Origin of the sequence: Marinobacter sp. LQ44, assembly GCF_001447155.2 — a bacterium.
Lineage (GTDB): Bacteria > Pseudomonadota > Gammaproteobacteria > Pseudomonadales > Oleiphilaceae > Marinobacter.
The window spans coordinates 3,673,514-3,699,168 of sequence record NZ_CP014754.1 but is presented as its reverse complement, the minus strand read 5'-3'; the positions used below and the strand labels follow the sequence as shown (position 1 = coordinate 3,699,168).

Below are 25,655 nucleotides of genomic sequence, written 5' to 3'. Positions count from 1 at the left end.
AATCCGCTAACCTTCCCGCCTTCAGTGAGATCAGCCACGGCGAGAAGGAAGCGGAACATGGCCACAAGCAGCCAACACACCAGCAGCTTTGCGGCACTCGGCCGCCTGTTACGTTATGCCCGGGGTTATCGTCGGCGGATCATCGCCGCCACCACCTGCTCCGTCATCAACAAACTGTTCGATATTGCCCCCGAAATCCTGATTGGCGTGGCCATCGATGTGGTTGTGAACCAGGAACAGAGCTTTGTCGCCCGGCTTGGGTTCGAGACCGCCCAGCAACAGATTACCATCCTGGCGGTACTGACCTTTTTCATCTGGGCAGGCGAATCCCTGTTCGAATACCTGTACCAGATCCTCTGGCGCAATCTGGCCCAACGCCTGCAGTCGGATCTTCGGCAAGACGCCTATGAGCACGCCCAGCGTCTGGATATGAGTTTCTTTGAAGCTCGAAGCTCCGGGCAGCTGGTTGCCACCATGAACGACGACGTTAACCAGCTTGAGCGTTTTCTCGATGGCGGTGCCAACGCCATGATTCAGGTGGCCGTCACCGTGGTGGCCGTGGGTGCTGTTTTCTTCGTGCTGTCCCCACTGATTGCCCTGCTGGCGTTCACACCCATCCCGCTGATCATCTGGGGAGCCTTCTATTTTCAGCGTAAAGCCGGACCGCTGTACGCCGATGTCCGTGAAAAAGTCGGTGACCTGTCCAGCCGCCTTGCCAACAACCTGGGTGGTATTGCCACTATCAAAAGCTTTACCGCGGAGCTGCGCGAAGCCCGCCGCCTGAAACAGGCCAGCGAGGCCTATGTGGAAGCCAACCGGCAGGCGATTCGTATCAGCTCAGCGTTCATACCCGTGATCCGAATGGCGATTCTCGCCGGCTTTCTGGCGACCTTTACCGTCGGTGGCATGATGGCATTGAACGGCGACCTCAACGTCGGTGCCTACGGCGTGCTGGTATTCCTGACCCAACGCCTGCTCTGGCCCCTGACGGGTCTCGCTGAGGTTATTGACCTGTTCGAGCGCGCCATGGCCAGCACCCGACGAATTCTCGACCTGCTGGCGGAACCGGTCAACGTGCGGGACCAGGCAGGAAAAGACCTTGAACAACCGGTTCAGGGCAGGGTGGCGTTTGACCAGGTAGGCTTTCATTATGCCAGCAGCGGTGCCGGTGTTAACGGCATCAGCCTGGAGGTGCCCGCCGGCAATACCCTGGCCCTGGTGGGTGCAACCGGGTCTGGCAAATCAACCCTGATCAAACTGTTGTTGCGATTCTATGACCCCACCCACGGCGAGATCCGCCTGGATGGCCAGGCTATTCAGGACGTGAGCCTGAAATCCCTGAGAGATGCGATCGGTCTGGTCAGCCAGGATGTCTACCTGTTTGAAGGCAGCATTCGCGACAATCTGGCCTACGGTAAGCCCGAAGCCACCGATGAAGAGATTATCGAAGCGGCCCGAACAGCAGAGGCCTGGTCGTTCATCAGCCAGTTACCCCAGGGCCTGGATACTCCGGTTGGCGAACGCGGGGTACGCCTCTCCGGCGGCCAGCGCCAAAGACTGTCTCTGGCCCGTGCGCTGCTGAAAGATCCTCCGGTTCTGGTACTCGATGAAGCCACCAGCGCCGTGGACAACGAAACCGAAGCGGCAATTCAGCGTTCGCTCCGGCGCATTGGCCACAACCGAACCGTGATCATGATCGCCCACCGATTGTCGACCATTGTTGACGCGGACAACATCGCGGTGATCGACGGAGGCCAGGTGGTCGAACAAGGCGACCACAAGACACTGCTGGCGCTAGACGGCGCCTACGCTGCGCAATGGCGCGTTCAAACCGGCCAGGTGAACAATGCCGACACCTGATATATATTGATAGTAATTCGCATTTAGATTATCCTGCCCGCCAAAGCCAAGGGAGAGTCTGAATGCCAGCGTTTTTTGAAGTCGACCAACTGGCGGTTCGCCTGGGTGACACCGCCATATTGCACAATGTCAGCCTGGCGTTTCAGGAAGGCGAGGTAACGGCGCTGCTCGGTCATAACGGCTCGGGCAAGTCCACCTTGTTGAAGACCCTGGCCCGGCAGATATCGCCCTCCCACGGTGAAGTCCTGCTCAATGGCCAGTCTTTCCGGACTACAGGTACCCGAGCATTCGCAAGAACCGTGGGCTACCTGCCACAACATCCCCCGGCAACTGACGGACTCACAGTGAAAGAGCTGGTCGCACTCGGACGCTATCCCTGGCGCGGCCCCCTCGGCCGTTACACTGCCGGTGACCAGACACTGATTGATCGGGCCATCCATGACACCGGCCTGGCAAAATTCGCTGACCGCGCTGTTGACACCCTCTCGGGTGGCGAGCGGCAACGGGCCTGGATAGCCATGTTGCTGGCCCAGCAAACCCGCTGCCTGCTGTTGGATGAACCCATTTCCGCCCTGGATGTGAAGCACCAGGTGGAGACCCTGCGCCTTGTCCACCGCCTTGCCGAAGAGCGGGAACTGACCGTCATTGTGGTGTTACACGATGTGGATCTCGCGGCCAGGTTCTGCGACCGCCTCGTGGCCCTGAAAGCCGGTCAGGTTGTGGCGGATGGAACGCCCAATGAGATTATGGACAGCGGCGTACTGGAATCCATCTACGGCGTCGCCATGGGTGTGATGGAACGGGCGCCCGGCCAGTGGGTGTCTTATGTGCACTGAACAAAGGGCTTACCGCCCACTGGCGTATCTCTGCTTACTTGCATTGATGTTCAGCCAACCCGCGCACCCCGGAACCTGGAGCCACGAAAATGGCTCTATCACCCTGCCCCGGCCGCCTGAACGTATCGTTGCCCTCAACTGGGCCGCAACTGAGGCGCTTTTGCTCTTGGGGATTACCCCGGTGGGCGTGGCAGACCGGGACGGCTACAGCGCCTGGGTCCAGGCCCCGGAATTACCCGATGGCATTGCCAATGTTGGCACCCGGGTTGCTCCCAGCCTGGAGGCGATTGCCGAGCTGAAGCCAGACCTGATCGTTACCAGTGCCGAAATGGCGCCTGCGGCCGAATTACTGGAACGCATTGCCCCCACTTACGTCATCAGCGTCTACAAAGAGGGCTCCGCCCCCTTCGCCAAAGCCAGGGAAATGCTGACCACGCTTGGCGAGATGCTGAACCTCGAACACCAGGCCGAGTCTATCCTTGCGGATATTGAGCAAACTCTCGAGGATCAACGCACCCGCCTGGCCGAGGCCGGCATGAATCATCAGCCGGTGGCCCTGGTCAACTTTCTGGATGACCGACACGTTCGTATCTACGCGCCCAATGGCCTCTATCAGACCACCCTCAAAGCCTTGGGGCTGCGCAATGCATGGCCACACGAGGGTAACTATTGGGGTTTCTCTGTGGTTGGCCTGGAGGCCATTGCGCCCTACCACGACAGTCGTATCGTTGTCATTTCACCCACCCTGCCCGGGCTCTCGGATCACCTGGCAGGCAGTCCCTTCTGGACCTATCTGCCGCCCGTCAAGCGAAACCAGGTTTATCAAATTGAGCCGGTGTGGCCATTCGGCGGGGTGTACCCGGTAAAACGCCTGGCGATCTTGCTGGCTGATGCCCTGTTGGAGGGAGGCCGCAACAATGTTCGCTGACTCGGCACGCGTACCTGCGACCGCCCCTGCCCTCCCCAAAAGACTTCCGGTTGCCATTGCCCTGCTCTGGCTCGTCGCCCTGGCGGCCAGCTCCCTTCCCTGGCTGAGCCAGATGACACCAGGCGAACTGTTCGCGGCATTCTGGAACTATACCGAAGATTATTACCCGTCTGTGCTCGCTCACTACAGCTGGGCCCCCAGGGTCTCAATGGCCGTTCTGATCGGCTGCGGACTGGGCCTGGCAGGCGCCGTTACCCAGCAAATCCTTGGCAACCCCCTGGCCTCGCCCACCACGCTGGGCGTGGAAGCCGGCGGGCAGTTCGGGGTGACCATTGCCACGCTTTTTGTACCGGGTTTGCTGGCCTTCAGTCCCGACCTGGCCGCCGTGGCGGGTGGCCTTCTGGCCATTGGCCTGGTGATCGCGCTGACCTGGCGCCTGGGTTTCTCTCCAGTCACGGTCATTCTGGCGGGGCTGGTGATCACCTTCTTCCTCGGCGCCATGAACATGGCCTTTCTTCTGCTCAAAGGCGAATGGCTGGGCAACCTGTTCATCTGGGGTGCAGGCTCACTGGTCCAGAATAACTGGGGGCCCTTCCTGGAGTTGCTGCCGCGAGTACTGATTCTGGCGGTTGCCATGCTGATGTTGATGCGGCCACTGGCACTGCTGCAACTGGGGCAGGCTTCGGCTTCGGCACTCGGGGCCAAGGTTGCGCTGGTTCGGGGCGGCGCCCTGATTCTCGTGGTGCTGATGAGTTCCGTGGTGGTCAGCCGGGTAGGTGTGGTGGCATTCGTGGGGCTGGCGGCCCCGGTGCTGGCCAAGCTACTAGGCGCCCGCACGCTGGGTGAGAGACTGCTTTGGAGCACGATCACTGGCGGCGGGCTTTTGCTGCTGGCAGACACCCTGGCGCACTGGGCAACAACTCTGGGTAACGGCTCCATTGTGCCCACCGGCACCACCACCGCACTGATCGGCGGCCCCATTATCCTGATGGCGTTGCAGGGTATTCGAAACACTCACCATATGCCCGGAGCAGATTCGAGCCCGGCCGGGTTCATGCCCACCCGCAAGCCAACAGTTCTGATCGCCGGCATTCTAATGGCGCTGCTGGTGCTAACCATCGCTGTGTCTATGGCCTGGTCGCCCGGCCTGAGTTCGTGGAACTGGACACCAGTGTCGAACTGGAGCGATGCCTGGGTGTGGCGTGGCCCCCGGTTGATGGCGGCCATTCTTGCCGGCATGGCTCTGGGCATGGCCGGCACGCTGATACAGCGCATGACCGGCAACCCTATGGGCAGCCCGGAATTGCTGGGCATTAGCGGTGGAGCGGCTTTGGTGATGGTGGTCCTGGCGCTCACCGGCCTCGACATCGGCCGTGGCGGCCAACTGGTCGGAGCCACTGCGGGGGCCGCTGCTGCATTGGGCCTGTTGATTCTGCTGGCACGCCGTCATCGCTTTGCCGGCAACCAACTGCTGTTGGGCGGGCTGGCGCTTTACGTCTTTATGGATGCAGGATTGAGGCTGGTAATGGCTTCCGGGGGAACCGTTGCGTCGAGATTGCTGAACTGGATGTACGGCTCCACCTGGCTGGTGTCTGAACCGGAAGCCATTGGTTTGCTGGCACTGGTGCTGGGGCTTGGAGCACTGCTTTTGCTGGTTATACGACCGCTTACCCTTTTGCCGCTGGGGGATTCGGCCGCATCATCGCTGGGGCTGCCGGTTGAGCGGGCCCGGCTTCTGCTGCTGCTGATGGCTTCGGTACTCACTGCCGCCGCCACTGTGGTGATCGGCCCTCTGAGCTTTGTTGGGCTGATCGCACCCCACCTTGCCAGGGTGCTGGGCCAGCAAACGGTGGGGCGTCAGCTTGTGGTTGCGGCGCTGGCAGGTGGACTGCTGCTGGCCATCGCCGATTATCTGGCGCGGGTCGTCGTGTTTCCCAACCAGTTGCCATCCGGGCTATTAGCGGCCCTGGTGGGTGGCCTGTACTTTCTCTGGGGACTGAGCCGCCATGGCCGTCACTGAGGTTTGTGGTGATCACTGGCTGGCCAGCTATCGCCAACTGTTAACCGGCCATGGTCTGAGCCCACAGAACACCCTGAACAGCGCACTGGCTCAAGACGCCGGGCAACGCCCTGCGCTGTTTTCTCTGGCACAGGTTCTGGCCAGGCCGGAGCTGCTGGAAAACCAGCTGCTGGAGGATTATCCGGACGCGTGCCACCCCAGGATGCACAAGGCCCGCGTGTCGGTGCTACACCAGAGCCTGGCCTTGCAGGTCATCGCCCCCCGGATGCTACAGCTGTTCCGGGATGGAGTCTGCGCCCCCCTGAACCCGGACCGAATTTTCCTGTGCCCGCTGGAACTCGCTGACGCGCCGTCTCACTGGGTTAACTTGAATGACGGTCAGACGCCGCTGGCACCCGAGGCATTTATTGAGATAACCGCTGATCAGATGCAGGCGTGGTATCCGGTCTTCCGGCAGTCCTTCGGGGTCAGTCCCGGCGCCTACTGGAGCAGTGTTGGCCTGGCACTGGGTGCACCATTTTCCGCAGTCTGGAATCAGGTGGACCCGGAAGCGCTCTGCGCCCTGGCCACCAGCTGGCTGGCCCGGTTTGAGTGTGAGGCAAACAGATACATCGACTGGATACCGGCTGAATTCAGCCAACAGCGCTGTGCACTGCCTCAACGGCGAGGCTGCTGCCTGAAGTACCTCTTACCGGACGGCGGATACTGCGGTACTTGCGGGATTTACCGTCGAGACCGCATAGGCAGCGTCAGGGAATCAGCATCAGACAAGCCAGGGCCACCGACATGACACTGATGGCCGACACCGCAATCTTCAGCCCTTCCAGTACTTCATGCTCCATAGCCACACTTGCTCCCATTCCAATGGACAAACCACAAAGACGTTATCAACCACCGATACTATTTGTAAACGATAACCTTTATCATTACAATCCGCGTTACAATTTTTACACCTGCCCCTAACCTATCAGAGGAATACTCAGGAATGCAGTTGCCCACTTCCACCAAAAACAAGGAATACAAGCATTCGCCGCGCGGTTCATGGACCGCAGGGCTCCTTACGCTGGCAGTGAGTAGCACACCGGCTCTGGCCCAGGAAACGCTTACTCCAATCGATGTCAGTGGCGAGCGTATTGAAGACCCATCTGCCCCGGTAGATGGGTATATTGCGACCTCTAGCCGGGCAGGAACGAAAACCAACACCCCGATTACCGAAATTCCACAGTCTATCTCTGTGGTTACCGCCGATCAGATGCAAGACCAGGGCGTTGCCAGTGTTCAGGAAGCCTTACGCTACACCGTGGGCGTAGGAGCCGAGCAGTTTGGTCTTGATAGCCGGGGCGACTGGCAGTCCGTGCGCGGCGGCGATCCGGTGATCTTCCTCGATGGCATGCATAAGACGTTCGGTTTCTATCAGAGCCCTCGCACAGAGCCTTACCTGCTGGAACGCATTGAAGTCATTCGTGGGCCCTCTTCCGTGCTTTACGGCCAGGGCAACGTGGGGGGCCTGGTCAATCTCGCCACCAAACGCCCACAGGCAGAAAAGTCTACCGAACTGAAACTGCAGGTAGGGAACCACTCCCGAAAGCAGGCAGCAGTCGATTCAACAGGGGCGCTTAATGAGGACGGCACCCTGCTTTATCGTTTTATTGCCCTGGGCCGCGATAGCGACACACAGGTCAACAAGGTTGAGGACAATCGAGTGGTCATCGCACCTTCGATCACCTGGCGCCCAACGAATCAGACCGAGTGGACTGTTATGGCGCTGCACCAGGAGGACCGTTCAGGCACCACCACACAGTTCCTGCCTAGCGAAGGGACCCTGAAACCGTCACCATTTGGCCTGCCACAGATACCCATCGATCTGTTCATCAGCGAACCAGATTTCGACCGCTACAACACCAAGGAAAACGCGGTGACATCGTTGTTAAGCCACCAGCTCAACAACGTTTGGACAGTGCGGCAAAGCCTCCGTTACTCGGAGACCGAGGTAGACTACCAGAGCATCTACCCTCAATTTACCCCAGCCCTCAAGGAGAACGGGGATATCGCTCGGGTCGCCTACGCTAACAAGCCAAACCTGGACACCCTGACCGCAGATCATCAGGCAGAGGCTTTGTTCTCAACGGGCAATGTGGACCACACGGTACTGCTTGGCTGGGATTACCAGCATGCGGTCAGCAGCAGCCGCCGAGCCTACAAGGCCGACATTGGCGACTTGAACGTATTTAACCCCGTCTACGGGAACTATGACCGGCTGACCGAAAGCGACTTCAGCGATACACCGGAAAATACGGTGATTCAGAGCGGGTTCTACGCCCAGAATCAGATGACCATTAATGATCGCTGGATCGCAGTGCTGGGCCTTCGCCACGACAGCGCCCGCAACAAGACCGAGGGCGGCACGGCCTTCACCGACGAGGAGGTCACCGGCAGGGCTGGCCTGATGTACAAGTTCAGCAACGGCGTCACTCCGTTCGTCAGCTACTCGGAATCCTTCAAACCGGTCACCGGTCTTGATGCTTTCAACAATCCGTTCGAACCGTTAAAAGGTGAGCAGGTTGAAGTCGGCGTAAAGTACCAGCCGACTGACTCCGCGAGCCTGTATACCGCTACGGTATATGATCTGCGCGAAAAGAACCGCCAGGCTCCTGACCCCGTGAATCCGAACAATCAGATTCAGAATGGCGAGACCAGCGCCCGTGGCATCGAATTGGAAGCAAAAGTGGACGTGAATGCCCACTGGGACCTGATCGCCAACTATGCCTACACGGATACCGAGGTTGAGGAGGGCAACAACAAAGGTGCCCGACTGCCAAGCATTCCCGCCCACACAGCATCGATCTGGAGCCAACATGACCTGCGTTCAGTTGGTATTCCGGGGCTTCGGGCCGGTGCAGGTGTGCGCTATGTCGGGTCAAGCTGGGATGGCACAGACCAACTCAAGACCCCTGCAGAAACCCTGCTGGACGCCATGATTGCCTACGGTCGTGACAACTGGGAACTGGCTTTGAACGTCAACAACCTGACCAACGAAACCTACTTCACGACCTGCCTGGCTCGGGGCGATTGTTTCGTAGGCACCAAACGCACAGTAACGGGCACCTTGAGTTACCGTTTCTGAGTCTTTCCTGACGAACACGAAAAGCCACCGCAAACCGGTGGCTTTTTTGTGTCGTACACTCTGGTATCGTCTAGATTACTCACTAGTCGTCGGCGTGGCACCGCTGACACTACCTTAGCGTGAAGGAGACCACATGAACCGCTCGACTATCGTCATCGCCGCGGGCTTATCAGCACTGGTAGCGTCCCCAGTATGGTCTGACCAGACGTTCTCATCCAACAAAACCGAGTTCCGGATAGAAACCGTCGCCCAGGGCCTTGAGCACCCCTGGAGCCTGGCGTTCCTGCCCGACGGCACCATGCTGGTGACTGAACGTGAGGGTCGGCTTCGCCGTATTGAAAACGGCAATCTTGTACGAGAGCCGGTGAGGGGGCTACCGGAGCTAGTTGCCTCCGGCCAGGGCGGGCTTCTGGATGTGGTGCTGCACCCGCAGTTCACCGACAACCAGACCCTGTTTCTGAGTTACGCACACCGCAACAGCGACGGCATGACTACCCGCGTTGCCCGTGCCACCTACAATGGCGAAGCGCTTGAGAACGTTGAAGTGATTTTTGAAGCTTTACCCCGCTCCAGCAATGGCAGGCACTTTGCGGGCAGGATGGTTTTTGACCAGAGCGGCCATCTCTACGTGGCCATCGGTGACCGGGGTGAAATGGACAGGGCCCAGGACAATCGGGACGATGCCGGTGGTGTTCATCGCATTTCCACCAACGGTGACGCGATTGCAGACAACCCTTTTATGGATGATGCCCGCACCAACAACACCTTCTACACCTACGGCAACCGCAACATCCAGGGCATGACCCTGCACCCGGACACCGGTGAAGTCTGGAGCCATGAACATGGCCCCCGGGGTGGTGACGAGATCAACATTATCAGGGCGGGGAATGACTACGGCTGGCCGAAGGTCACCTACGGCATCGACTACTCCGGCATCCCCATCTCAGACAAGACCACTATGGACGGTGTAACCGATCCACAGCACTACTGGGACCCGTCTATTGCCCCCTCTGGCATGGCCTTTTATACCGGCGACCTGTTCCCGCAATGGCGGGGCGATGTGTTTGTCGGTGCCCTGAGGAGTCAGAAACTGGTGCGTCTGACCATTAACAACGAACAGGTGATTGAGGAAGAAGATCTGCTCACCAATCTCGGTGAGCGAATCCGGGATGTGCGTATGGGGCCGGATGGCGCCCTGTGGCTGCTGACCGATTCACGCCAGGGCAAGGTGTACCGGGTGGTGCCGGCCGAGTGATCAGTGCGGATCGTTGGTGCGTTCGGTTTTCTCGAACTGGGGCAGGTTGTCGGTGATATCAAACCAGTCAGACTTTGACCCCACGTAGACGTGCTGGGCCGCCTTTTTCCCCAGGGGCTCGTTAATCACGCCCACCCGCAGTCTCAGAATACCGGGGATGGCGTCAACACGGCTGTAAAGCTGACTGCCACAGCGGGGGCAGAAAGCCCGGTATTTACCGGGCCGTGATTCGAATTCACGCACCTGATCCTGTCCGGCAACATACCTGAAGCGCACAGTCTGAACCGGCGCACTGGCGGAGAAAGCACTGCCGTGCGCCCGACGGCACTGGCTGCAATGGCACAGGGCAACCGGGCCAAGCGGGCCATCGTATTCAAACTGGATATCGCCACAAAGGCATTGGCCGGTATACATCGCGCGCTCCTGATTCTGGCTCACAGACTCTGGGCGCTGATGATACCGTGTCGGGCCCGGAATACCAGCCCCGGGCCAATGACTGCAGGCACTCAGCCGCCATACTGACTGTTTAGATAAGCCACGATCCGGCCGGATTCAAATAACTGCTGGCCAGTATTGGGGTCTTCCAGGTAAGGCACCTGAACACAGCCGTGTTGCTGGAAAAACGCATCCCGCTTGCCGCCCGGTATGGGCCTGTACTCGCCTGGCTTTAAACGTTGTTTGGCCGGGCCAATTTCGGTCCAGTGCTCCTTGCCCAGGTTATGCAGTGTGTAGGGAATCTCCAGCTCGCACAGTCTTTCCCGCACCAGACGCGAATAGGGGCTACCCTCAAAACTCCAGAGGTGCAAGCCCTGTTCCGGTCGGTTACCGGAGGTGGCACGCAAGCCGCGCAGTTCACTGGCGGCCGATCCGATTGAATTTAAAGCTGGCTGCCAGGCTTTGGACTGATAGTATCCGGGCACGGACCGACCGGCATACTGACTGAACAGGTACTCAACAATATCCTCAGATTCGTAGATCACCTTGCCGGTGTTGTGATCCACCAGCAACGGGAACTGTTGCTTGCCGCCCAGGGCTTCGGCTTCCGGGCGGAAGAATCGGCCGCCTTTAGGGCAGGGCCTGACCTCGACATCCAGGTGCAAGGCCGTCAGCACCTCCCGCACGCGGCGACAGTAGGGGCAGGCTTCCATGTCGTACAGAATGAGGGGCTTCTCCGGCTGTGGAACGGCCTTGATCACCAGGCACCCACGCCAGGCGGCAAAAGAGGACGTTGCCACGGATTCCAGTACATTCACCTGATGTCTGAGCGCTTTGAGCATATTGTTCCCTTTGTTCGTTGTGTTCAGTTCACGGGCTCTGGGCGGCATTGTCGCACAATCGCAGCCTGTCCCATTGGCTTGCGCGTCACTGCGTTACGGTCAAAGCTAACCCACTGATTCTGAAAGGCACTTACGAGCTGTCACAAAAACTCAATATAAACAACGACTCTACTGCCATTTTTTAACGTCATGTATAGCTTTTCTGCATAGTACAAGCGGGTGGGATGAGCTATTGTAGGAAGAGAATATAACAATGGGCTGGTGTGATGCTGATTCAGGGTTTGCAGGCGAAAGCCTGCTCTTCAAGGTGTGTAACCACACCCCGGCGACTGGTGTTGGCCGTTGCGGCCGCCTGTGCCATGGCCAGCACCCACTCTGCTGCCCAGGACAGCGGCACCGCCGCCGCGGCCTTTGCGGAATCCCGTCTCTGGGCCAGTCAGATCAAAGACTACGCAAACAAGTCCCTGAATAACGAGCAGGCCCTCAGTGTTGCAGCCATTCCCCTTAACGGGCCGGGCATTGAGCAGTATGTGAACGCTGACGAACTGATGAGCCCTGGCTCCATCATGAAGTTGGTCACCACCTACGCCGCTCTGGAATTGTTGGGCCCGACTCATCACTGGAATACCGACTTCCTGACCGACGGTACCATGGTTGGCGATACCCTGCAGGGCAACCTGTATGTGCGTTTCGGTGGCGATCCCAAACTCACCCTTGAGCGACTTTGGGGTACCCTTCGGGAACTGCGCAGCATGGGTATTAACCGGATTGAAGGCGATCTGGTTCTGGATGGCAGTTATTTTCGGGTGGATGGTGGCTTCCCTGCCTTTGAAGACAACGGCAACAATCCCCACGCGCCGTTTCTGGTGGAGCCCTCCGCTTACCTGACCAACCTTAACCTGTTGCATTTTCAGGTGCGCGCGGATGAACGGGGTACCCAGGCCTGGACCACGCCCGATCTTGGTGAAGTCACCATTGATAACCGGGTTACCGCCCTGCCGGAAGGTCCCTGCCCCGCCCGCAGCCGCTTTGACTGGAAACCGGTGTTCCATAACGATCACCGGGTAACCGTACAGGTTACCGGTGAACTTCCGCAGGGTTGCCGGACCACAACCTACCTGTCACTGCTGCCCCACGAGCGTTATTCCGCCTCCCTGATCCGTTCGGTACTGTCTGAAATGGGCGTGATTGTCAGTGGCGGCGATCGCTTCGAGACCACACCGGATGAAGCACGCCTGGTCATGCGCACCACCTCACCCGACCTGGTAACCATGGTGCGGGACATCAACAAGTGGAGCAGTAACGTGATGGCCCGGCAAATGCTGCTGACCATTGGCGCCGAATTTCGCAAGGATGATGAACAGGATGACCGGGTGGCGGGCATCCGCGCCATCTATGACTGGCTGGAAGGGCTTGGCGTCAATACGGCGGGCATGGTGATTGATAATGGCGCGGGTCTGACACGCCATGGCCGGATTACCGCACGCCAGGGCGCACAGATTTTGCAGCACGCCTGGAACAGTCCCTATTCTTCAGACTTGATGGCCTCCATGCCGATCATTGCAATGGATGGCACCATGTCCCGGCGCCTGAGAAATACCGGCATGGACGGTCAGGGCCGGATCAAAACCGGCTACCTTGAGCATGTGCGTTCCATCGCCGGCTTTACCCGTGATGACAGGAACACCACCTGGGCCATCGTCGGCATGGTTAATAACAATCCGGCCTGGAATGGCCAGGCGGTGCTGGATCGCGTGCTTTACTCCCTGCATTTCCGGCCACCGGTCGGAACGTCCCTGTCCCAGTCACCGGCTGATGGCTCGGGGCCTTCCATCCAGTAAGCCCCGCCAATAAAAGCCTGAACCTACCTGGATACCCCGGCCATGTCAGGCAACTTGTGCGCGATACCCTTGTGGCAATCGATGCAGGTTTGCTCGCCCTCTGCCAATGCCGTTGAGTGTGCCTGGGACGCCCTTGGATCCTGCAGCGTGAAGTCCATCGAATCGAATTCATGGCAATTACGACACTCCAGGGAATCGTTGGCTTTCAGCCGCTGCCACTCCCGCTCCGCCAGCTCACGTCGCTTGGCCTCGAATTTCTCCGGGGTGTTGATGGAGCCAAATATCCAACCCCAGACTTCTTTCGAGGCCTCCATCTTGCGGCCAATCTTGTGAGTCCAGCCGTGAGGCACGTGGCAATCTGAACATTCGGCACGCACACCTGATCGGTTAGTGTAATGGATGGTTGTTTTCAGCTCCTGATACGGGTTGCTATACATCTCATGGCACCCTATGCAGAACTGCTCGGTGTTGGTCACTTCCAGCGCCGTGTTGAAACCACCCCAGAAGATGATCCCGGCAATAAAGCCGCTGAGCGTCAGGAAACCGAGGCTGTAGTGCACACTGGGCTTGCGCAACAGGTTCCAGTAGAGCTTCAGCCGTTTCATCATTAGCGATCTCCTCTGTTGGAGGCACGGATCACCTCATCCACGGCTTTGAAATCTGACTCCACCAGCGGCTGAGCATCGGTTTGGGGTACATGACACTGGGTACAGAAATAGCGCCCCGGCGTTACCTCAGCCCGCACCTGAAAGTGACGATCCATAAAGTGAGTCACACTCACCATGGGCGCACCCGCCTGCACGGCTGCTTCGCGGCTATGGCAATCCAGGCAACGGTTGAAGTTCTTGTCTACCTGATAGTCGCGGATGGCATGGGGAATCACCGGCGGTTGCTCCGGATAATTACGCACTTCCCGTTTCACCTCTCTGGGATCACCGGCGATAGGCGGTGCGGGCAGATCTTGTCCGAGAGTTCCGCCTTTGCGCAGTCCATCCGGTGAAGAGGGTGACAAATGATCACTCTCGGCATACGCCAGGAAGGCCAGGGAGGCGGCCAGAAAAAATACAAGCGTTCTCATGGTGACGTCTCCTTAAGCCAGGTTAACCAGTTCCAGACGGACAGCGCACTTCTTGAAGTCGGTCTGTTTGGAAATGGGGTCCGTTGCGTCCAGCGTGACCTTGTTGATCAGCTTTCCGGCATCAAAGAAAGGCACATACACCATGCCCTTGGGCATACGAACACGACCACGGGTTTCGACCCGAACCCGGACTTCACCCCGGCGGCTGATCACCTTCACCTCACTGCCGCGCCGCCAGCCCTTGTCACGGGCATCATCGGCGTTCATGTACAACAGCGCATCCGGTACCGCCTTGTGCAGCTCGGACACACGGCGGGTCATCGAACCGGTGTGCCAATGCTCCAGTACCCGGCCAGTGCACAGCCAGAACGGGTATTCGTCGTCCGGAGATTCCGCAGGCGGCTCATGGGGTACCGCGAAGATTCGTGCCCGGTTGTCCGGGTTGCCGTAAAACTGGAAACCACTGCCCTCCGCCACGTAGGGGTCTGACCCTTCGCGATAGCGCCACAGGGTTTCTTTGCCGTCAACGACTGGCCATCTCAGGCCGCGGGTGGCGTGGTAGGTCTCGAAATCAGCCAGGTCTTTGCCTTTACCGGCACCAAACTGGCGATACTCTTCAAAAATGCCTTTGTGGATATAGAATCCGAAGTCCTTGGACTCCTGGTTCTCATAATCGGGGTTCAGGTCTTCAAGCGGATAACGGTCCACATTGCCATTCCGGAACAGTACATCAAAAAGGGTTTTGTCCCGCATCTCCGGCGCCTTGGCAATAAGATCCTCGGGCCACACGTCTGCCACTTTGATGCGCTGGGACAGCGCCACCGTCTGCCATAAATCGGAGCGGGCCTCGCCCGGTGCATTGACTAACTGGTACCAGAATTGGGTGCGCCGTTCCGCGTTGCCGTACGCCCCCTCTTTCTCTACCCAGCCTGCTGTCGGCAATATCAAGTCAGCCGCCTGGGCAGATACCGTGGGATATATATCAGAGACGATGATAAAGGTATCGGGGTTACGCCAGCCCGGCAGGGTCTCCTGCATGGTATTGGGACCCGCCTGGATATTGTTGGTGACCTGGGTCCAATACACCTTCAGTTTGCTGTCTTTCAGCATCCGGCTTTGCAGCACTGCGTGATAACCTGGCTTGGCCGGGATGGTGCCCTCCGGCAGTTTCCAGATCTTCTCGGCCTTGGCCCTGTGCTCTGGATTGGCCACCACCATATCGGCTGGCAGGCGATGGGCGAAGGTGCCTACTTCACGGGCGGTACCACAAGCGGAAGGCTGACCGGTCAGCGAGAACGGGCTGTTGCCCGGGGTGGCAATCTTGCGTGTCAGCAGGTGGATGTTATAGATCAGATTGTTCACCCAAACGCCGCGGGTATGCTGGTTTACCCCCATGGTCCAGAAGGTGGTGACACGCTTGTCCGGATCGGCATATAGCTTTGCCAGGCGTTCGAGCCGAGCCTCAGAGACGCCGGAGATCTCGGCGGCCTTCTTCACATCGTACTCACGGACATGCCGGGCAAAATCCTCAAACGACATGTCTTCCCAGTCGTTGGCATTATTGGCGTTCTTGGCATTCTGCTCGCGCGGATCTTCCGGTCGCAGGCCATAGCCAATGTCGTCTGCGCCACGCACAAACCGGGTATGTTTACTGACGAAATCCCGGTTCACCGCGTTGCTCTGGATGATGTAATTGGCAATGTAGTTCAGAATTGCCACATCGGCGTGGGGCTCCATCACCATCGGCAGGTCGGCCAGATCAAAGCAGCGATGTTCGTAGGTTGAGAGCACGGCCACTTCCGTGCCGGGATGGGACAGGCGACGGTCCGTTACCCGAGTCCAGAGGATCGGGTGCATTTCCGCCATGTTGGCGCCCCAAAGCACGAAGGCATCAGCGCTTTCGATGTCGTCATAGACACCCATCGGCTCATCGGACCCAAAGGTCCGCATGAAGCCTGCCACCGCAGACGCCATACAATGGCGGGCATTGGGGTCAATATTGTTGGAGCGGAAGCCAGCCTTGAACAGTTTGCTGGCTGCGTAACCTTCCCAAATGGTCCACTGGCCGGAGCCAAACATGCCGACGCTTTCCGGGCCGTGCTCCTTGATGGCACTGGTGAATTTTTCTGCCATCACATCCAGGGCTTCGTCCCAGCTGACCTCCTGAAAATCGCCCTCTTTGTGGAACTTACCGTCGCGTTTACGCAGCAAGGGCTTGGTCAGACGGTCGCGACCGTACAGAATCTTCGACAGAAAGTAGCCTTTCACACAGTTCAGACCACGGTTCACTTCCGATTGCGTGTCGCCATGGGTCGCGACAATCTGATTGTCCCTGGTGGCGACCATCACACTGCAACCGGTGCCACAAAAACGACAAGGTGCTTTGCTCCACTTGAGCTCAGTGAGCTCGGCATTGGTAATCAGGTTACTGGCCGCCGCCGGTATCGACAGGCCGGCAGCAGATGCCGCCATGGCCAGCGCATTGGCTTTTGCGAATTCACGTCGTGTCAGGTTCATGACATTGCTTCCTGTTGTTCTGTTTCTGACTGTCCTGTAGCAATCAACTGTTGGCTCGCCTCTTCGGGCGACATCACTTCGTGGTAAACCAGAATGCATTCCAGAACGCCTGGCGCACTCTCAATCAACTCCATGGCACCGAGCAAATCCTGATGGCTACTACCCTCTGCCAGAATCACCAGTTTTCCAATCGGGTCTCGAGTGCCCTCGTCCAGGCCCGGCGTGTGCTCAAGCAGTTCAAGAACAGCGTCCAGAGACTCCGGGCGCACGTGTACCAGAAAACTGGCAATGTGAATTTCGGCTTTCTGCGAATCAGGCATGGGCTGGCTCTCTCTGTTCCTGAGTAATCAGACTGATGGCATCTTCAGGGCACACGGCGACGCAGGCACCGCATCCGGTACACTCGTCTTCGGCAATCTCCGGGACGGCGACATGAGCAAGCCTGGGTGGAAATCGGATGGCCATTGGCTCGCAGGCGTCGCGGCAGGTCTGGCAATGGATATTGGCTTTGGCAAGGCAGTTATCCTGCACCTGGGCACGCCAGGGAAACGCCTCACGAGCCAGGTCAAACACCGGTTCCGGGCAAGACCTGGCGCATTTCCCACACAGTGTGCAGCCTTCGCCAGTAAAGCGGGTTTGCGGAAAACCGCCGTCACCACGAAACAGCACGCCTTCCGGGCAGGCTTCAATGCAGCGATCGCAACGGGTGCACTGGTCAGTGATGGCCCGGGTTGTCCAGGGCGGCCGCCACTCAGACGCAACTGCCCTGCCGCCGCGCAGAAACAGCCGGCGGGACTCGTTCACAGCCATGTTCGCCCCTATCCCCCGGGTGGCCCCGGCGGGCCCATGAATATCTGGGACATCCAGACCAGGAAGCCGTAGCCGCCCACCACGGCAACGGCCAGGATGGGAAACAGGAAGACGATGATGAAGATAAATAGCCGGAATTCGCTGCTCTTGCGCTGCTCCGGCGTCAGTGGTTGGAGGTCGTCCATAAACCCGCCTTTTTTATGTGTGTATTCATTACTGTAGTCAAACAGAGCAAACTTGGCAAAAATCAAATTTGGTATTTCTTTGGAGGTATAGACACAAAAAAGGGCCGGAGATGACGAATTCTCCGGCCCTTTTTCATTCTGACTGTGATTAAACCGTCAGGTAACCACCATCCGCATTAATGCAGGCCCCGGTGGTGTAGCTGGACGCATTGGATACCAGGTACAGCACAGTGCCGGCCATTTCGTCCGGATCCGCCACACGCTTCATTGGAATGTGGGCCATGGCCTGCTTCTTGATGGCCTCATTGGTGGTCAGGGCGCTGGCAAATTTGGTATCGGTCAGGCCCGGCAACAAGGCATTCACCCGCACATTCTGCTGGCCCAGCTCCATGGCGAAAGATTTGGTCATGGAAATCACTGCTGCCTTGGTCACCGAATAGATGCCCTGGAAGTGGCCAGGGTTTACGCCGTTAACCGACGCCACGTTTACAATGGAGCCGCCGCCGTTTTTCTTCATCAGCTGGGCGCCACGGGCACACATGAAGAAATAGCCGCGAATGTTCACATCCACGGTTTTTTGGAAAGCCCCCAGGTCGGTATCTTCCACTGGGCCAAAGTACGGGTTGGCGGCTGCGTTGTTCACCAGGATATCCAGTTTGCCGTGCGCTTTGGCGATGCGCTCCCAAACCGCTTCGATCTGGTCCATTTCACCAATGTGGCAGGCGAAGGCTTCGGCGCTGCCGCCGTCTTCACGGATGCTGCTGGCCACGGCTTCACAACCGTCAATCTTGCGGCTACTGACGATCACGTGGGCGCCGTAGTGGGCCAGTGTGCGGGCGATGCTCTCACCGATGCCGCGGCTGGCACCGGTTACCAGGGCGACTTTGCCAGTCAGGTCGAACAGGTTTTTGTTGCTCATGGAATTCCCTCAGCTTATCGGAATGTCACCAGGGCGGGGTCTTCCGCTTCCAGGTGGCTATAGTTGTTGAATACGGCCAGGCTGCGCCGGGGGCCGGAATACAGAATGCGGGACACACTGGTGTTGGCAATCACGTTGTTCATCTCCAGCGCCTTGTGGTCGGACAACTCCAGCAGGTGCTGGGCAATCACCGCAATGGGCCCGCCGGAGGTGGAGACAATGACATCGGCACCGTCCGCCAGATCAATCATTTGATCCAGCGAGGTGCTAACCCGTTGCCGGAAACCCTGCCAGGATTCCGCGTATTCGTGGTCGTGTTCACCACTCACCCAGCGGGCGACAGCTTTTTCAAAAGCCTGCTGGAAGGCTCTTGCAGGTTTCGGAAAGCTGGCGAGATACCGCGCCATTACCTGTTTATCCGCCCATTCCGGGTGCAGGCGCTCCACCACTTCCAGATGATCAAACTCGTTAAGGCCTTCCATCACCTGCATATCCGGCAGGCTTGCACCGTAACCGGTGGTGATCGCTTCAACGGTTTCCCGATGGCGTTGCAGGTTACCGCCAAAAATGGCACCCGGCTCCACCTTGTCCGCCAGCCAGCGCCCCAGGATCCTGCCCTGCTCCCAGCCCCGCGGAGAGAGCTGGTCGTAATTTTCCTTGCCGAAACTGGCCTGGCCATGGCGCACCAGATAGATCGTGGCCATTACAGCGAACTCTCACTAATCAGGCGCTGGCAACGCTTCTCGAGATAATTGGCAGCGTGGCCGAAGGCAGCAAAACGCTTGTCTTTGGTCTGGCCATGATAGAAGCGGTAGTAGATTTGCTGGACGATCACCGCCAGCCGGAACAGGCCGTAGATCTCGTAGAAATCGAAGTTATCCGCGCGGAAGCCGGACTTCTCCATGTAGTAGTCCACAACTTCCTTACGGGTCAGCATGCCCGGGCGATGGGTGGGCTGGCGCCGTAGCATCTGGAATGGGCCTTCGTCGTCCGCTTCAATCCAGTACGCCAGGCTGTTGCCCAGGTCCATCAGCGGGTCACCGATGGTGGCCATTTCCCAGTCCAGCACACCGATCACTTCAAAAGGGTTGTCCGGGTTCAGCACCACATTGTCAAAACGGAAATCGTTGTGGATGACCACCTGGGCGATATCGTCCGGCATCTTTTCGTTCAGCCACGCCATCACGATTTCAAAGTCTCCGACATCCTCGGTGCGGGCCTTGCGGAAACGGTCGCTCCAGCCGCTAATCTGCCGCTGCACGTAACCCGCACCCTTGCCCAGCTTGTCGAGGCCAGCCGCCTTGGCGTCCACGGTGTGCAGGTCTACCAGCTTGTCGATTACGTTCAGGCACAGCTTGCGGGTGTCTTCGGCGCTCAGCTCGAGATCCTTGGGGAAATCCTGGCGCAGAATGATGCCCTTGAGCCTTTCCATCACGTAGAAGTCACACCCCAGCACGCTGTGATCGTCACAGATGGCAACAATGTTGGGCACATAGGGGTAAACGGGCTTCAACGCGTCCATCACCCGCGCTTCCCGCAGCATGTCGTGGGCCGACTTGGCGATCTTGCCGAACGGCGGCCGGCGCAGCACGTAGGACTGGTCGCCATAATCCACCTGATAGGTCAGGTTGGACGCACCACCGGGATATTGCTTGATGCTCGGCTGGCCTTCCAGGCCCGGAATGGCCTGCTTCATGAACTGGTCGACGGCGCTGATATCCAGCTCTTCGCCTTCCCGGATGTCTACGGCCTGGTCGATCTGTGTCATTCAATCTCTCCTGTGCTGTATTCAGGCGTTCGCCTTGCCACCCATCTTGCTCATCCAGCGCTTGGTTTCCTGATGCATCAGCCAGTCAAACGCCCAGGGTGCATGGCGCTTGAGCATCCACATGCGGCGCTCTTTGGCGTGGGGCAGTACCCAGAAGTCTTTGTCTTTCACACTGCGGAAAATATCCTCGGCCACGTCTTCGGCGGTGATGCTGGACCGCTTCATCAGCTTATTTACGTTCTGCTGGATACCCGGAATGTCCGAGCGCATGGTGCTCGCCAGGTTGGTCTGGAAAAACGCCGGGCACACGCAGCTGACCTGAATACCGGAATCACGCAGCTCCTGGCTGAGGGTTTCCGACAGGGCTATCACCCCGGCTTTAGACACATTGTAGCTGTCCATCAACGGCGCCAGCATGAGCCCGGCCATGGAAGCGACATTCACAAACGCGCCGGAGCCTTGTTCCTTGAACAGCGGGGTGAAGGCTTTGCAGCCACGCACGACGCCCAGCACGTTGATGTCGAGAATCCATTCCCAGTCACCGATGCTGGTGTCTTCAATGGACCCTGCGGAGGCAACGCCGGCGTTGTTAACCACAACGTCCACTCCGCCCCATTTCTCTATCAGGTCATCACGGACTTTCTCGAAGTCGCTCAGGCGGCGGACGTCGCACTCAACGAAGTAGCCTTCGCCCCCAGCGTTATTCAATTCCGCTTCAACAGCCACGCCCTGCTCCGGGTTAATGTCCCCAATGCAGACTTTCGCGCCCTCTTTGGCATACCGCAATGCAATCGCCCGGCCCAGGCCACTGGCCCCGCCGGTTATAAATACCCGTTGTGTCATCGGTGTTTCTCTCCGTTATGTTTGGGAGTTCACTTTCTTTTTCATTGGAGTAAGAGCTGCTGTCGGGTAGCACTCTCCAAAACACGCTGTGAATACATCCGTGTACGCTCTGCTCCGCCATCCATGGCTCCGCAAGGTTTTGGAGAGTGCTACCCGACATCAGCTCCCGATCACCTCAGTACGCTGTTCAGAATTTCTTTACTCGCTAGCCCTCACCGATGTTCAGAATGGGGCCGGCGGGGTGGGGCTTCTGAAACCCTGCGGAGCCATGGATGGCGGAGCGGAGCTTACACGGACGTATTCACAGCGTGTTTCAGAAGCCCCACCCCGACGGCACCCCACGCCCAATCAAGAGGCCAGGCGAACCAAAGCACCCAATCCAAAAATCAGGACTTATACTTCCGAAGCTCCAACCGAGCCACCATCGCCCGATGAACTTCGTCGGGACCGTCGGCCAACCGAAGAACCCGAGCGTAACCGAACAATGCCGTCAGCGGGAAATCATCGTCGCTAACCCCGGCACCACCGTGAATCTGAATCGCATCATCCACAATCTGCTGCAGCATCGCAGGCACCACGGCCTTGATCATAGAAACTTCCTGCAGCGCACCCATAATGCCCTTGGTATCCAGCGCCCAGGCACACTTCAACGTCAACAGTCGCGCCTGCTCAATGTTCATGCGGGCATTGGCGATGACATCCGGGTTGCCACCCAACTTGGCGATGGGACGGCCGAAGGCTTCGCGGGTCATGGCGCGTTTGATCATTAACTCAAGAGTACGCTCAGCGGCACCGATCGCACGCATACAGTGGTGCACGCGGCCCGGCCCCAAGCGGCCCTGGGCGATTTCGAAGCCTCGGCCGGGGCCGGCGATGATGGCGCTCTTTGGCAGGCGTACGTTGTCGAACAACACCTGGCCGTGGCCGTAGGGTTCGTCGTAGGCCCCGAAAACCGGCAACATGCGCTCAACGGTGATGCCCTGGGTGTCCAGCGGCACCAGCACCATGGAGTGGCGGCGGTGTTTCTGGGCGTCTGGGTCTGTCACGCCCATGAAAATACCCACTTTGCAGTCCGGATGGCCGATACCGGTGCTCCACCATTTACGGCCGTTGAGCACCACTTCGTCACCTTCAACCATCGCGGTCGCTTCCATGTTGGTGGCGTCGGAGGAGGCAACCGCCGGTTCGGTCATGCAGAAGGCGGAGCGGATTTCGCCGCTCAGCAGTTTTGGCAGCCACTCGGCTTTCTGCTCTTCCGAGCCGTAGTGGATCAGCACTTCCATGTTGCCGGTGTCTGGCGCGTTGCAGTTAAAGATTTCCGGGGCAATGAAGCTGCGACCGGTTTCTTCGGCAACCAGGGCATAGTCGGAGTTCAGCAGGCCGCAGCCGTATTTGTCGTCCGGGAAAAACATGTTCCACAGGCCCTGGGCCTTGGCTTTTTCTTTCAGTTCTTTGATGATCGGCAACACCACCCAGCGGTTTTCCAGGGAGGCAAGCTCCTTGTGGTACTGCTCTTCAATGGGAAAGATCTCGTCACGCATGAACTGCTTCACGCGTTTGAGGTAATCCTGGCCTTTTTCGGAAATATTGAAATCCATGGTGCAGCTCCTCGCGCTTGCCTGCCCCAACCGGGGCGCACTTTTGTTCAGATGGAAAACAGTCTAGGAGCCAACGTGCTATTACGCGACTGAATTGTTCTTATCGTTTATCATTACCCTTACTTATTCCGAAACCGGACGCGCCTTATGGCCCTGAATCGACTGGACCTTAACCTGCTGCATGTTTTCGATACCATTTATCGGGAGGGCAGCCTGACCCGCGCCGCCAGGGCGCTGCACCTCACGCAGCCCGCGGTGAGCCATTCCCTGGCGCGGCTGCGGGATCACTTTGATGACCCATTGTTTACCCGCCAGGGTAACCAGATGGTGCCCACTCCGTTAGCACGCCGGTTTCTGGAGTCGATGCGGCCGGGGCTGAATCAGGTGCAAAGCGCGGTAAACCAGTTCCATGCCTTTGACCCGGCCAGTCAGCGCAAGACTTACACACTGGGGTTGCGGGATGTACTGGAGTCTACCTTTCTGCCCCAGTTGATGGGCAAACTGGCACCCTACCCGGACATGGAGATTGTCTCCCAGCGGATACCAAGGCGGGATATGGAAACCCAGTTAGCCGCCGGCAAACTGGATTTCGCGATTGATGTATTGCTGCCGGTCAGTAATCAGACCAGCCATGAACTGCTTCGGCAGGACCGCCTGGTGGTGTTGGCGCGCAAGGGGCACCCAGCCATTCAAGACGGGCTGGATATGCCGGCGTACCTGAAGGCAAAACATGTACTGGTTTCGTCCCGTACCGAGGGTCCGGGCATCGAGGACTTTGAGCTGTCCCGGCATGGCGTTCAACGCAGCATCAGGCTACGTTGCCAGCACTACTACGCTGCCTGCCGGGTGGTGGAGAATTCCGACCTGTTGTTGACTATGCCGGAAACCTACGCCCGGATTATTGCCGAACGCGGCGAAATAGAGGTGATGAGCCCACCCGCTCAGATGCCCTCCATTGATGTGCACCTTTACTGGCACCGGGCATATGAGCGTGAGCCTGCGCTGGTGTGGTTTCGGGACCTGCTACGCAGCCTGCCACAACATCAGTAAGCGCCTACCAGGGCAAGGAAGCCGAAGAAGCCGGCGGCGATAATGCCCAGGGAAAGCACTACAATACCAAAGCCCCACCAGATGGCGGCGGCGTCTGACACTGGCACGTCGTGGCCCCGCAAGGTGCGATAGAACGCCCAGGGGCCGAGCACAAACGAGCCCACGACAGCAAACACCAGGCCAACGGCGATGCCGGCAAAGGTCCAGGTAGCCAGCACCATGGCCCGATCCGAACTCTGCTCTTTGACACCATGGTGCTCCAGAAACTTCTTGCAGAAGAACCACAGCAGGGCAAACAGGGCAACCACAAAGACCAGGCCGCCAACAAGCGTAATAATCCGGTACAGCACAGAGTTATCCTTTACATTTAGGTGGTCAGTCCGGGAACACGGGCTCCGGAACAAAAACAGATACATGTCGCTGGAAGATTAAAAGAATCAATTAGTTTCCACTATAGCTATCAACCGACGGGGCGTAAAACCTCGTCAATTAATTAAAGCCACCACCACTGGCATCTGCCAGCCCGAGGACTACACTGGGGTTGTTGTTCAAAAACCCGCAAACACCGCACGTTAGGAGGCTCGGGAATGGCCCAGACCACTCGCATCGCAGTTACCCCCGGAGACGGCATCGGTCCGGAAGTTGTCGCCGAAGCTGTCCGCTGTCTGGAAACCCTGCGCGCGAAGCACAACCTGGCGCTGGAATGGACCCGCTTCCCCTGGCCATCCCATGCCTGGCACGAAGAATACGGCGAATCCTGGCCGGCAGACGCACTGACCCAGCTTAAGGCCTATGATGCCATCCTGCTGGGCGCTCTGGGTGATCCCGGCCCCATCGACGACGCTACGCGTTACCTGCTGCCAGACAGTATTTCGCTGGCCCCCCTGCTGGACATGCGCAAAGGGTTTGACCAATGGGTGTGTGAACGCCCTGCGCGACTGTTGCCCGGCGCCAGGCAGTACCTGAAAGATGATCGAGCCAAAGACATCGACATGCTGGTGATTCGCGAGAACAGTGAAGGCGAGTATGTCAGCCAGGGCGGGCGACTGCGTCAGGGCAAGCCAGACGAAGTGGCCACCCAGATGGAAGTGTTCACCCGCCGGGCCACCGAACGGATCATCCGTTACGGCTTTGAGCAGGCCCGCAAGCGGGCTGGTGAGCGGGCGCAGCAAGGCCGTACCCGCGCCTTCCGCACACTGGATGGCCGAAGCTGTGAAAGCCAGGTGTGTGTGGTGACCAAACGTAATGCCTTGCGTTACTGGGGTGACATGTACACCGAAGTCTTTGAGGAAGTCAGCCACGACTTTCCTGACGTGGCCACCCACCACGAGCTAGTGGATGCCGCCTGTATGAAGTTTGTTCAGTGCCCCTGGGCGTTCGATGTAGTGGTGGCCAGCAACCTGCAGGGCGATATCCTGACCGACCTGGCAGCCGTCCTGTCTGGCGGCATGGGCGTTGCGCCTTCCTGCAACCTCAACCCGACCGACCCGCACATGCCATCCATGTTCGAACCCACCCATGGCAGCGCACCGGATATTGCCGGCCAGGGCATTGCAGACCCAACCGCCATGTTGTTTACCACTGCGCGCATGCTCGACTGGCTTGGCCGCAAAGACCCCAAACTGGCACAGGCCGGGAAGGAGCTGTTCGACGCAGTAGCCGCTGACCTTGCCGAACAGGGTAACCAGCAACGGGCGACCAGCCAGATTGGCGATGCCATTTGTAAACGCCTGCAGGCCTGACTAG

At 58.5% G+C, this 25,655-nt stretch carries 24 protein-coding genes; 10 read left to right on the top strand and 14 right to left on the bottom strand.

Annotation, left to right across the window (positions count from 1 at the left end):
• Positions 1 to 57: 57 nt before the first annotated feature.
• The 7 genes from ASQ50_RS16955 (at position 58) to ASQ50_RS16925 (ending at position 10,023) form a co-directional block, all read left to right on the top strand.
• On the top strand, positions 58 to 1,860 hold the full coding sequence (locus ASQ50_RS16955) for an ABC transporter ATP-binding protein (RefSeq protein WP_058090625.1): 1,803 nt from the start codon (positions 58 to 60) through the stop codon (positions 1,858 to 1,860).
• 62 nt (positions 1,861 to 1,922) lie between these two features.
• A complete protein-coding gene (locus tag ASQ50_RS16950; protein WP_058090626.1) occupies positions 1,923 to 2,696 on the top strand; it encodes an ABC transporter ATP-binding protein in 774 nt (257 codons plus the stop codon).
• A complete protein-coding gene (locus ASQ50_RS16945) occupies positions 2,686 to 3,624 on the top strand; it encodes an iron-siderophore ABC transporter substrate-binding protein (protein ID WP_082888511.1) in 939 nt (312 codons plus the stop codon). Before ASQ50_RS16950 ends, ASQ50_RS16945 begins: the two co-directional genes overlap by 11 nt.
• Positions 3,614 to 5,644 (top strand): Fe(3+)-hydroxamate ABC transporter permease FhuB, encoded by a 2,031-nt coding sequence (fhuB, locus tag ASQ50_RS16940; protein WP_058090628.1) that lies wholly within the window; start codon positions 3,614 to 3,616, stop codon positions 5,642 to 5,644. Before ASQ50_RS16945 ends, fhuB begins: the two co-directional genes overlap by 11 nt.
• The gene (locus tag ASQ50_RS16935) at positions 5,631 to 6,434 is read left to right on the top strand and encodes a (2Fe-2S)-binding protein (protein WP_058090629.1); all 804 of its coding nucleotides are present in this window, start codon (positions 5,631 to 5,633) and stop codon (positions 6,432 to 6,434) included. The genes fhuB and ASQ50_RS16935 overlap by 14 nt, the downstream gene beginning before the upstream one ends.
• A gap of 195 nt (positions 6,435 to 6,629) precedes the next feature.
• Positions 6,630 to 8,768, top strand: coding sequence for a TonB-dependent siderophore receptor (locus ASQ50_RS16930; RefSeq protein ID WP_058090630.1), 2,139 nt, complete (start codon positions 6,630 to 6,632; stop codon positions 8,766 to 8,768).
• A 133-nt stretch (positions 8,769 to 8,901) separates the two neighbouring features.
• Positions 8,902 to 10,023 (top strand): PQQ-dependent sugar dehydrogenase, encoded by a 1,122-nt coding sequence (locus tag ASQ50_RS16925; protein ID WP_058090631.1) that lies wholly within the window; start codon positions 8,902 to 8,904, stop codon positions 10,021 to 10,023.
• On the opposite strand, the gene ASQ50_RS16920 is transcribed toward ASQ50_RS16925, so the two are convergent.
• Positions 10,024 to 10,437 carry a GFA family protein gene (locus tag ASQ50_RS16920; RefSeq protein ID WP_058090632.1) on the bottom strand — a complete coding sequence of 138 codons (414 nt, stop codon included), beginning with the start codon at positions 10,435 to 10,437 and terminating at the stop codon, positions 10,024 to 10,026.
• A gap of 92 nt (positions 10,438 to 10,529) precedes the next feature.
• Positions 10,530 to 11,300 (bottom strand): glutathione S-transferase N-terminal domain-containing protein, encoded by a 771-nt coding sequence (locus ASQ50_RS16915; protein ID WP_058090633.1) that lies wholly within the window; start codon positions 11,298 to 11,300, stop codon positions 10,530 to 10,532.
• Between the two features lie 266 nt (positions 11,301 to 11,566).
• Here ASQ50_RS16915 and dacB point away from each other — a divergent pair, with 266 nt between their 5' ends.
• Positions 11,567 to 13,141: a D-alanyl-D-alanine carboxypeptidase/D-alanyl-D-alanine-endopeptidase gene (gene dacB, locus ASQ50_RS16910; RefSeq protein WP_058090634.1), complete on the top strand. Its 1,575-nt coding sequence runs from the start codon at positions 11,567 to 11,569 to the stop codon at positions 13,139 to 13,141.
• A gap of 23 nt (positions 13,142 to 13,164) precedes the next feature.
• Here the strand turns inward: dacB and ASQ50_RS16905 are convergent, their stop codons facing one another.
• From ASQ50_RS16905 to ASQ50_RS16855, 11 genes are all read right to left on the bottom strand, one after another.
• Positions 13,165 to 13,749: a NapC/NirT family cytochrome c gene (locus ASQ50_RS16905; RefSeq protein WP_058090635.1), complete on the bottom strand. Its 585-nt coding sequence runs from the start codon at positions 13,747 to 13,749 to the stop codon at positions 13,165 to 13,167.
• Positions 13,749 to 14,219, bottom strand: a complete 471-nt coding sequence (locus tag ASQ50_RS16900; protein WP_058090636.1) for a nitrate reductase cytochrome c-type subunit — start codon at positions 14,217 to 14,219, stop codon at positions 13,749 to 13,751. Before ASQ50_RS16900 ends, ASQ50_RS16905 begins: the two co-directional genes overlap by 1 nt.
• Before the next feature lie 12 nt (positions 14,220 to 14,231).
• On the bottom strand, positions 14,232 to 16,736 hold the full coding sequence (gene napA / locus ASQ50_RS16895) for a nitrate reductase catalytic subunit NapA (protein ID WP_058090637.1): 2,505 nt from the start codon (positions 16,734 to 16,736) through the stop codon (positions 14,232 to 14,234).
• Entirely contained in the window at positions 16,733 to 17,056 is a 324-nt protein-coding gene (locus ASQ50_RS16890; RefSeq protein WP_058090638.1) for a chaperone NapD, read from the bottom strand. Before ASQ50_RS16890 ends, napA begins: the two co-directional genes overlap by 4 nt.
• Complete coding sequence (gene napF, locus ASQ50_RS16885) at positions 17,049 to 17,546, bottom strand: ferredoxin-type protein NapF (RefSeq protein ID WP_082888510.1); 498 nt, start codon at positions 17,544 to 17,546, stop codon at positions 17,049 to 17,051. Before napF ends, ASQ50_RS16890 begins: the two co-directional genes overlap by 8 nt.
• Positions 17,547 to 17,554: 8 nt before the next feature.
• Positions 17,555 to 17,731 carry a periplasmic nitrate reductase, NapE protein gene (locus tag ASQ50_RS16880; RefSeq protein WP_058090669.1) on the bottom strand — a complete coding sequence of 59 codons (177 nt, stop codon included), beginning with the start codon at positions 17,729 to 17,731 and terminating at the stop codon, positions 17,555 to 17,557.
• A gap of 148 nt (positions 17,732 to 17,879) precedes the next feature.
• Complete coding sequence (locus tag ASQ50_RS16875) at positions 17,880 to 18,650, bottom strand: SDR family oxidoreductase (protein ID WP_058090639.1); 771 nt, start codon at positions 18,648 to 18,650, stop codon at positions 17,880 to 17,882.
• Between the two features lie 14 nt (positions 18,651 to 18,664).
• Positions 18,665 to 19,354, bottom strand: a complete 690-nt coding sequence (locus ASQ50_RS16870) for a histidine phosphatase family protein (protein WP_058090640.1) — start codon at positions 19,352 to 19,354, stop codon at positions 18,665 to 18,667.
• Complete coding sequence (locus ASQ50_RS16865) at positions 19,354 to 20,418, bottom strand: phosphotransferase family protein (protein ID WP_058090641.1); 1,065 nt, start codon at positions 20,416 to 20,418, stop codon at positions 19,354 to 19,356. Before ASQ50_RS16865 ends, ASQ50_RS16870 begins: the two co-directional genes overlap by 1 nt.
• 21 nt (positions 20,419 to 20,439) lie before the next feature.
• Positions 20,440 to 21,261, bottom strand: a complete 822-nt coding sequence (locus ASQ50_RS16860) for an SDR family oxidoreductase (RefSeq protein ID WP_058090642.1) — start codon at positions 21,259 to 21,261, stop codon at positions 20,440 to 20,442.
• A gap of 386 nt (positions 21,262 to 21,647) precedes the next feature.
• Entirely contained in the window at positions 21,648 to 22,859 is a 1,212-nt protein-coding gene (locus tag ASQ50_RS16855) for an acyl-CoA dehydrogenase family protein (RefSeq protein ID WP_058090643.1), read from the bottom strand.
• 147 nt (positions 22,860 to 23,006) lie between these two features.
• Between ASQ50_RS16855 and ASQ50_RS16850 the strand changes: the two genes are divergently transcribed.
• Positions 23,007 to 23,909 carry a LysR family transcriptional regulator gene (locus ASQ50_RS16850; protein WP_058090644.1) on the top strand — a complete coding sequence of 301 codons (903 nt, stop codon included), beginning with the start codon at positions 23,007 to 23,009 and terminating at the stop codon, positions 23,907 to 23,909.
• Here ASQ50_RS16850 and ASQ50_RS16845 read toward each other — a convergent pair.
• Positions 23,903 to 24,259 (bottom strand): hypothetical protein, encoded by a 357-nt coding sequence (locus ASQ50_RS16845; RefSeq protein WP_058090645.1) that lies wholly within the window; start codon positions 24,257 to 24,259, stop codon positions 23,903 to 23,905. The two genes, ASQ50_RS16850 and ASQ50_RS16845, sit on opposite strands and share 7 nt — an antisense overlap.
• A gap of 237 nt (positions 24,260 to 24,496) precedes the next feature.
• Between ASQ50_RS16845 and ASQ50_RS16840 the strand changes: the two genes are divergently transcribed.
• The gene (locus ASQ50_RS16840; RefSeq protein ID WP_058090646.1) at positions 24,497 to 25,651 is read left to right on the top strand and encodes an isocitrate/isopropylmalate dehydrogenase family protein; all 1,155 of its coding nucleotides are present in this window, start codon (positions 24,497 to 24,499) and stop codon (positions 25,649 to 25,651) included.
• Positions 25,652 to 25,655 lie beyond the last annotated feature (4 nt).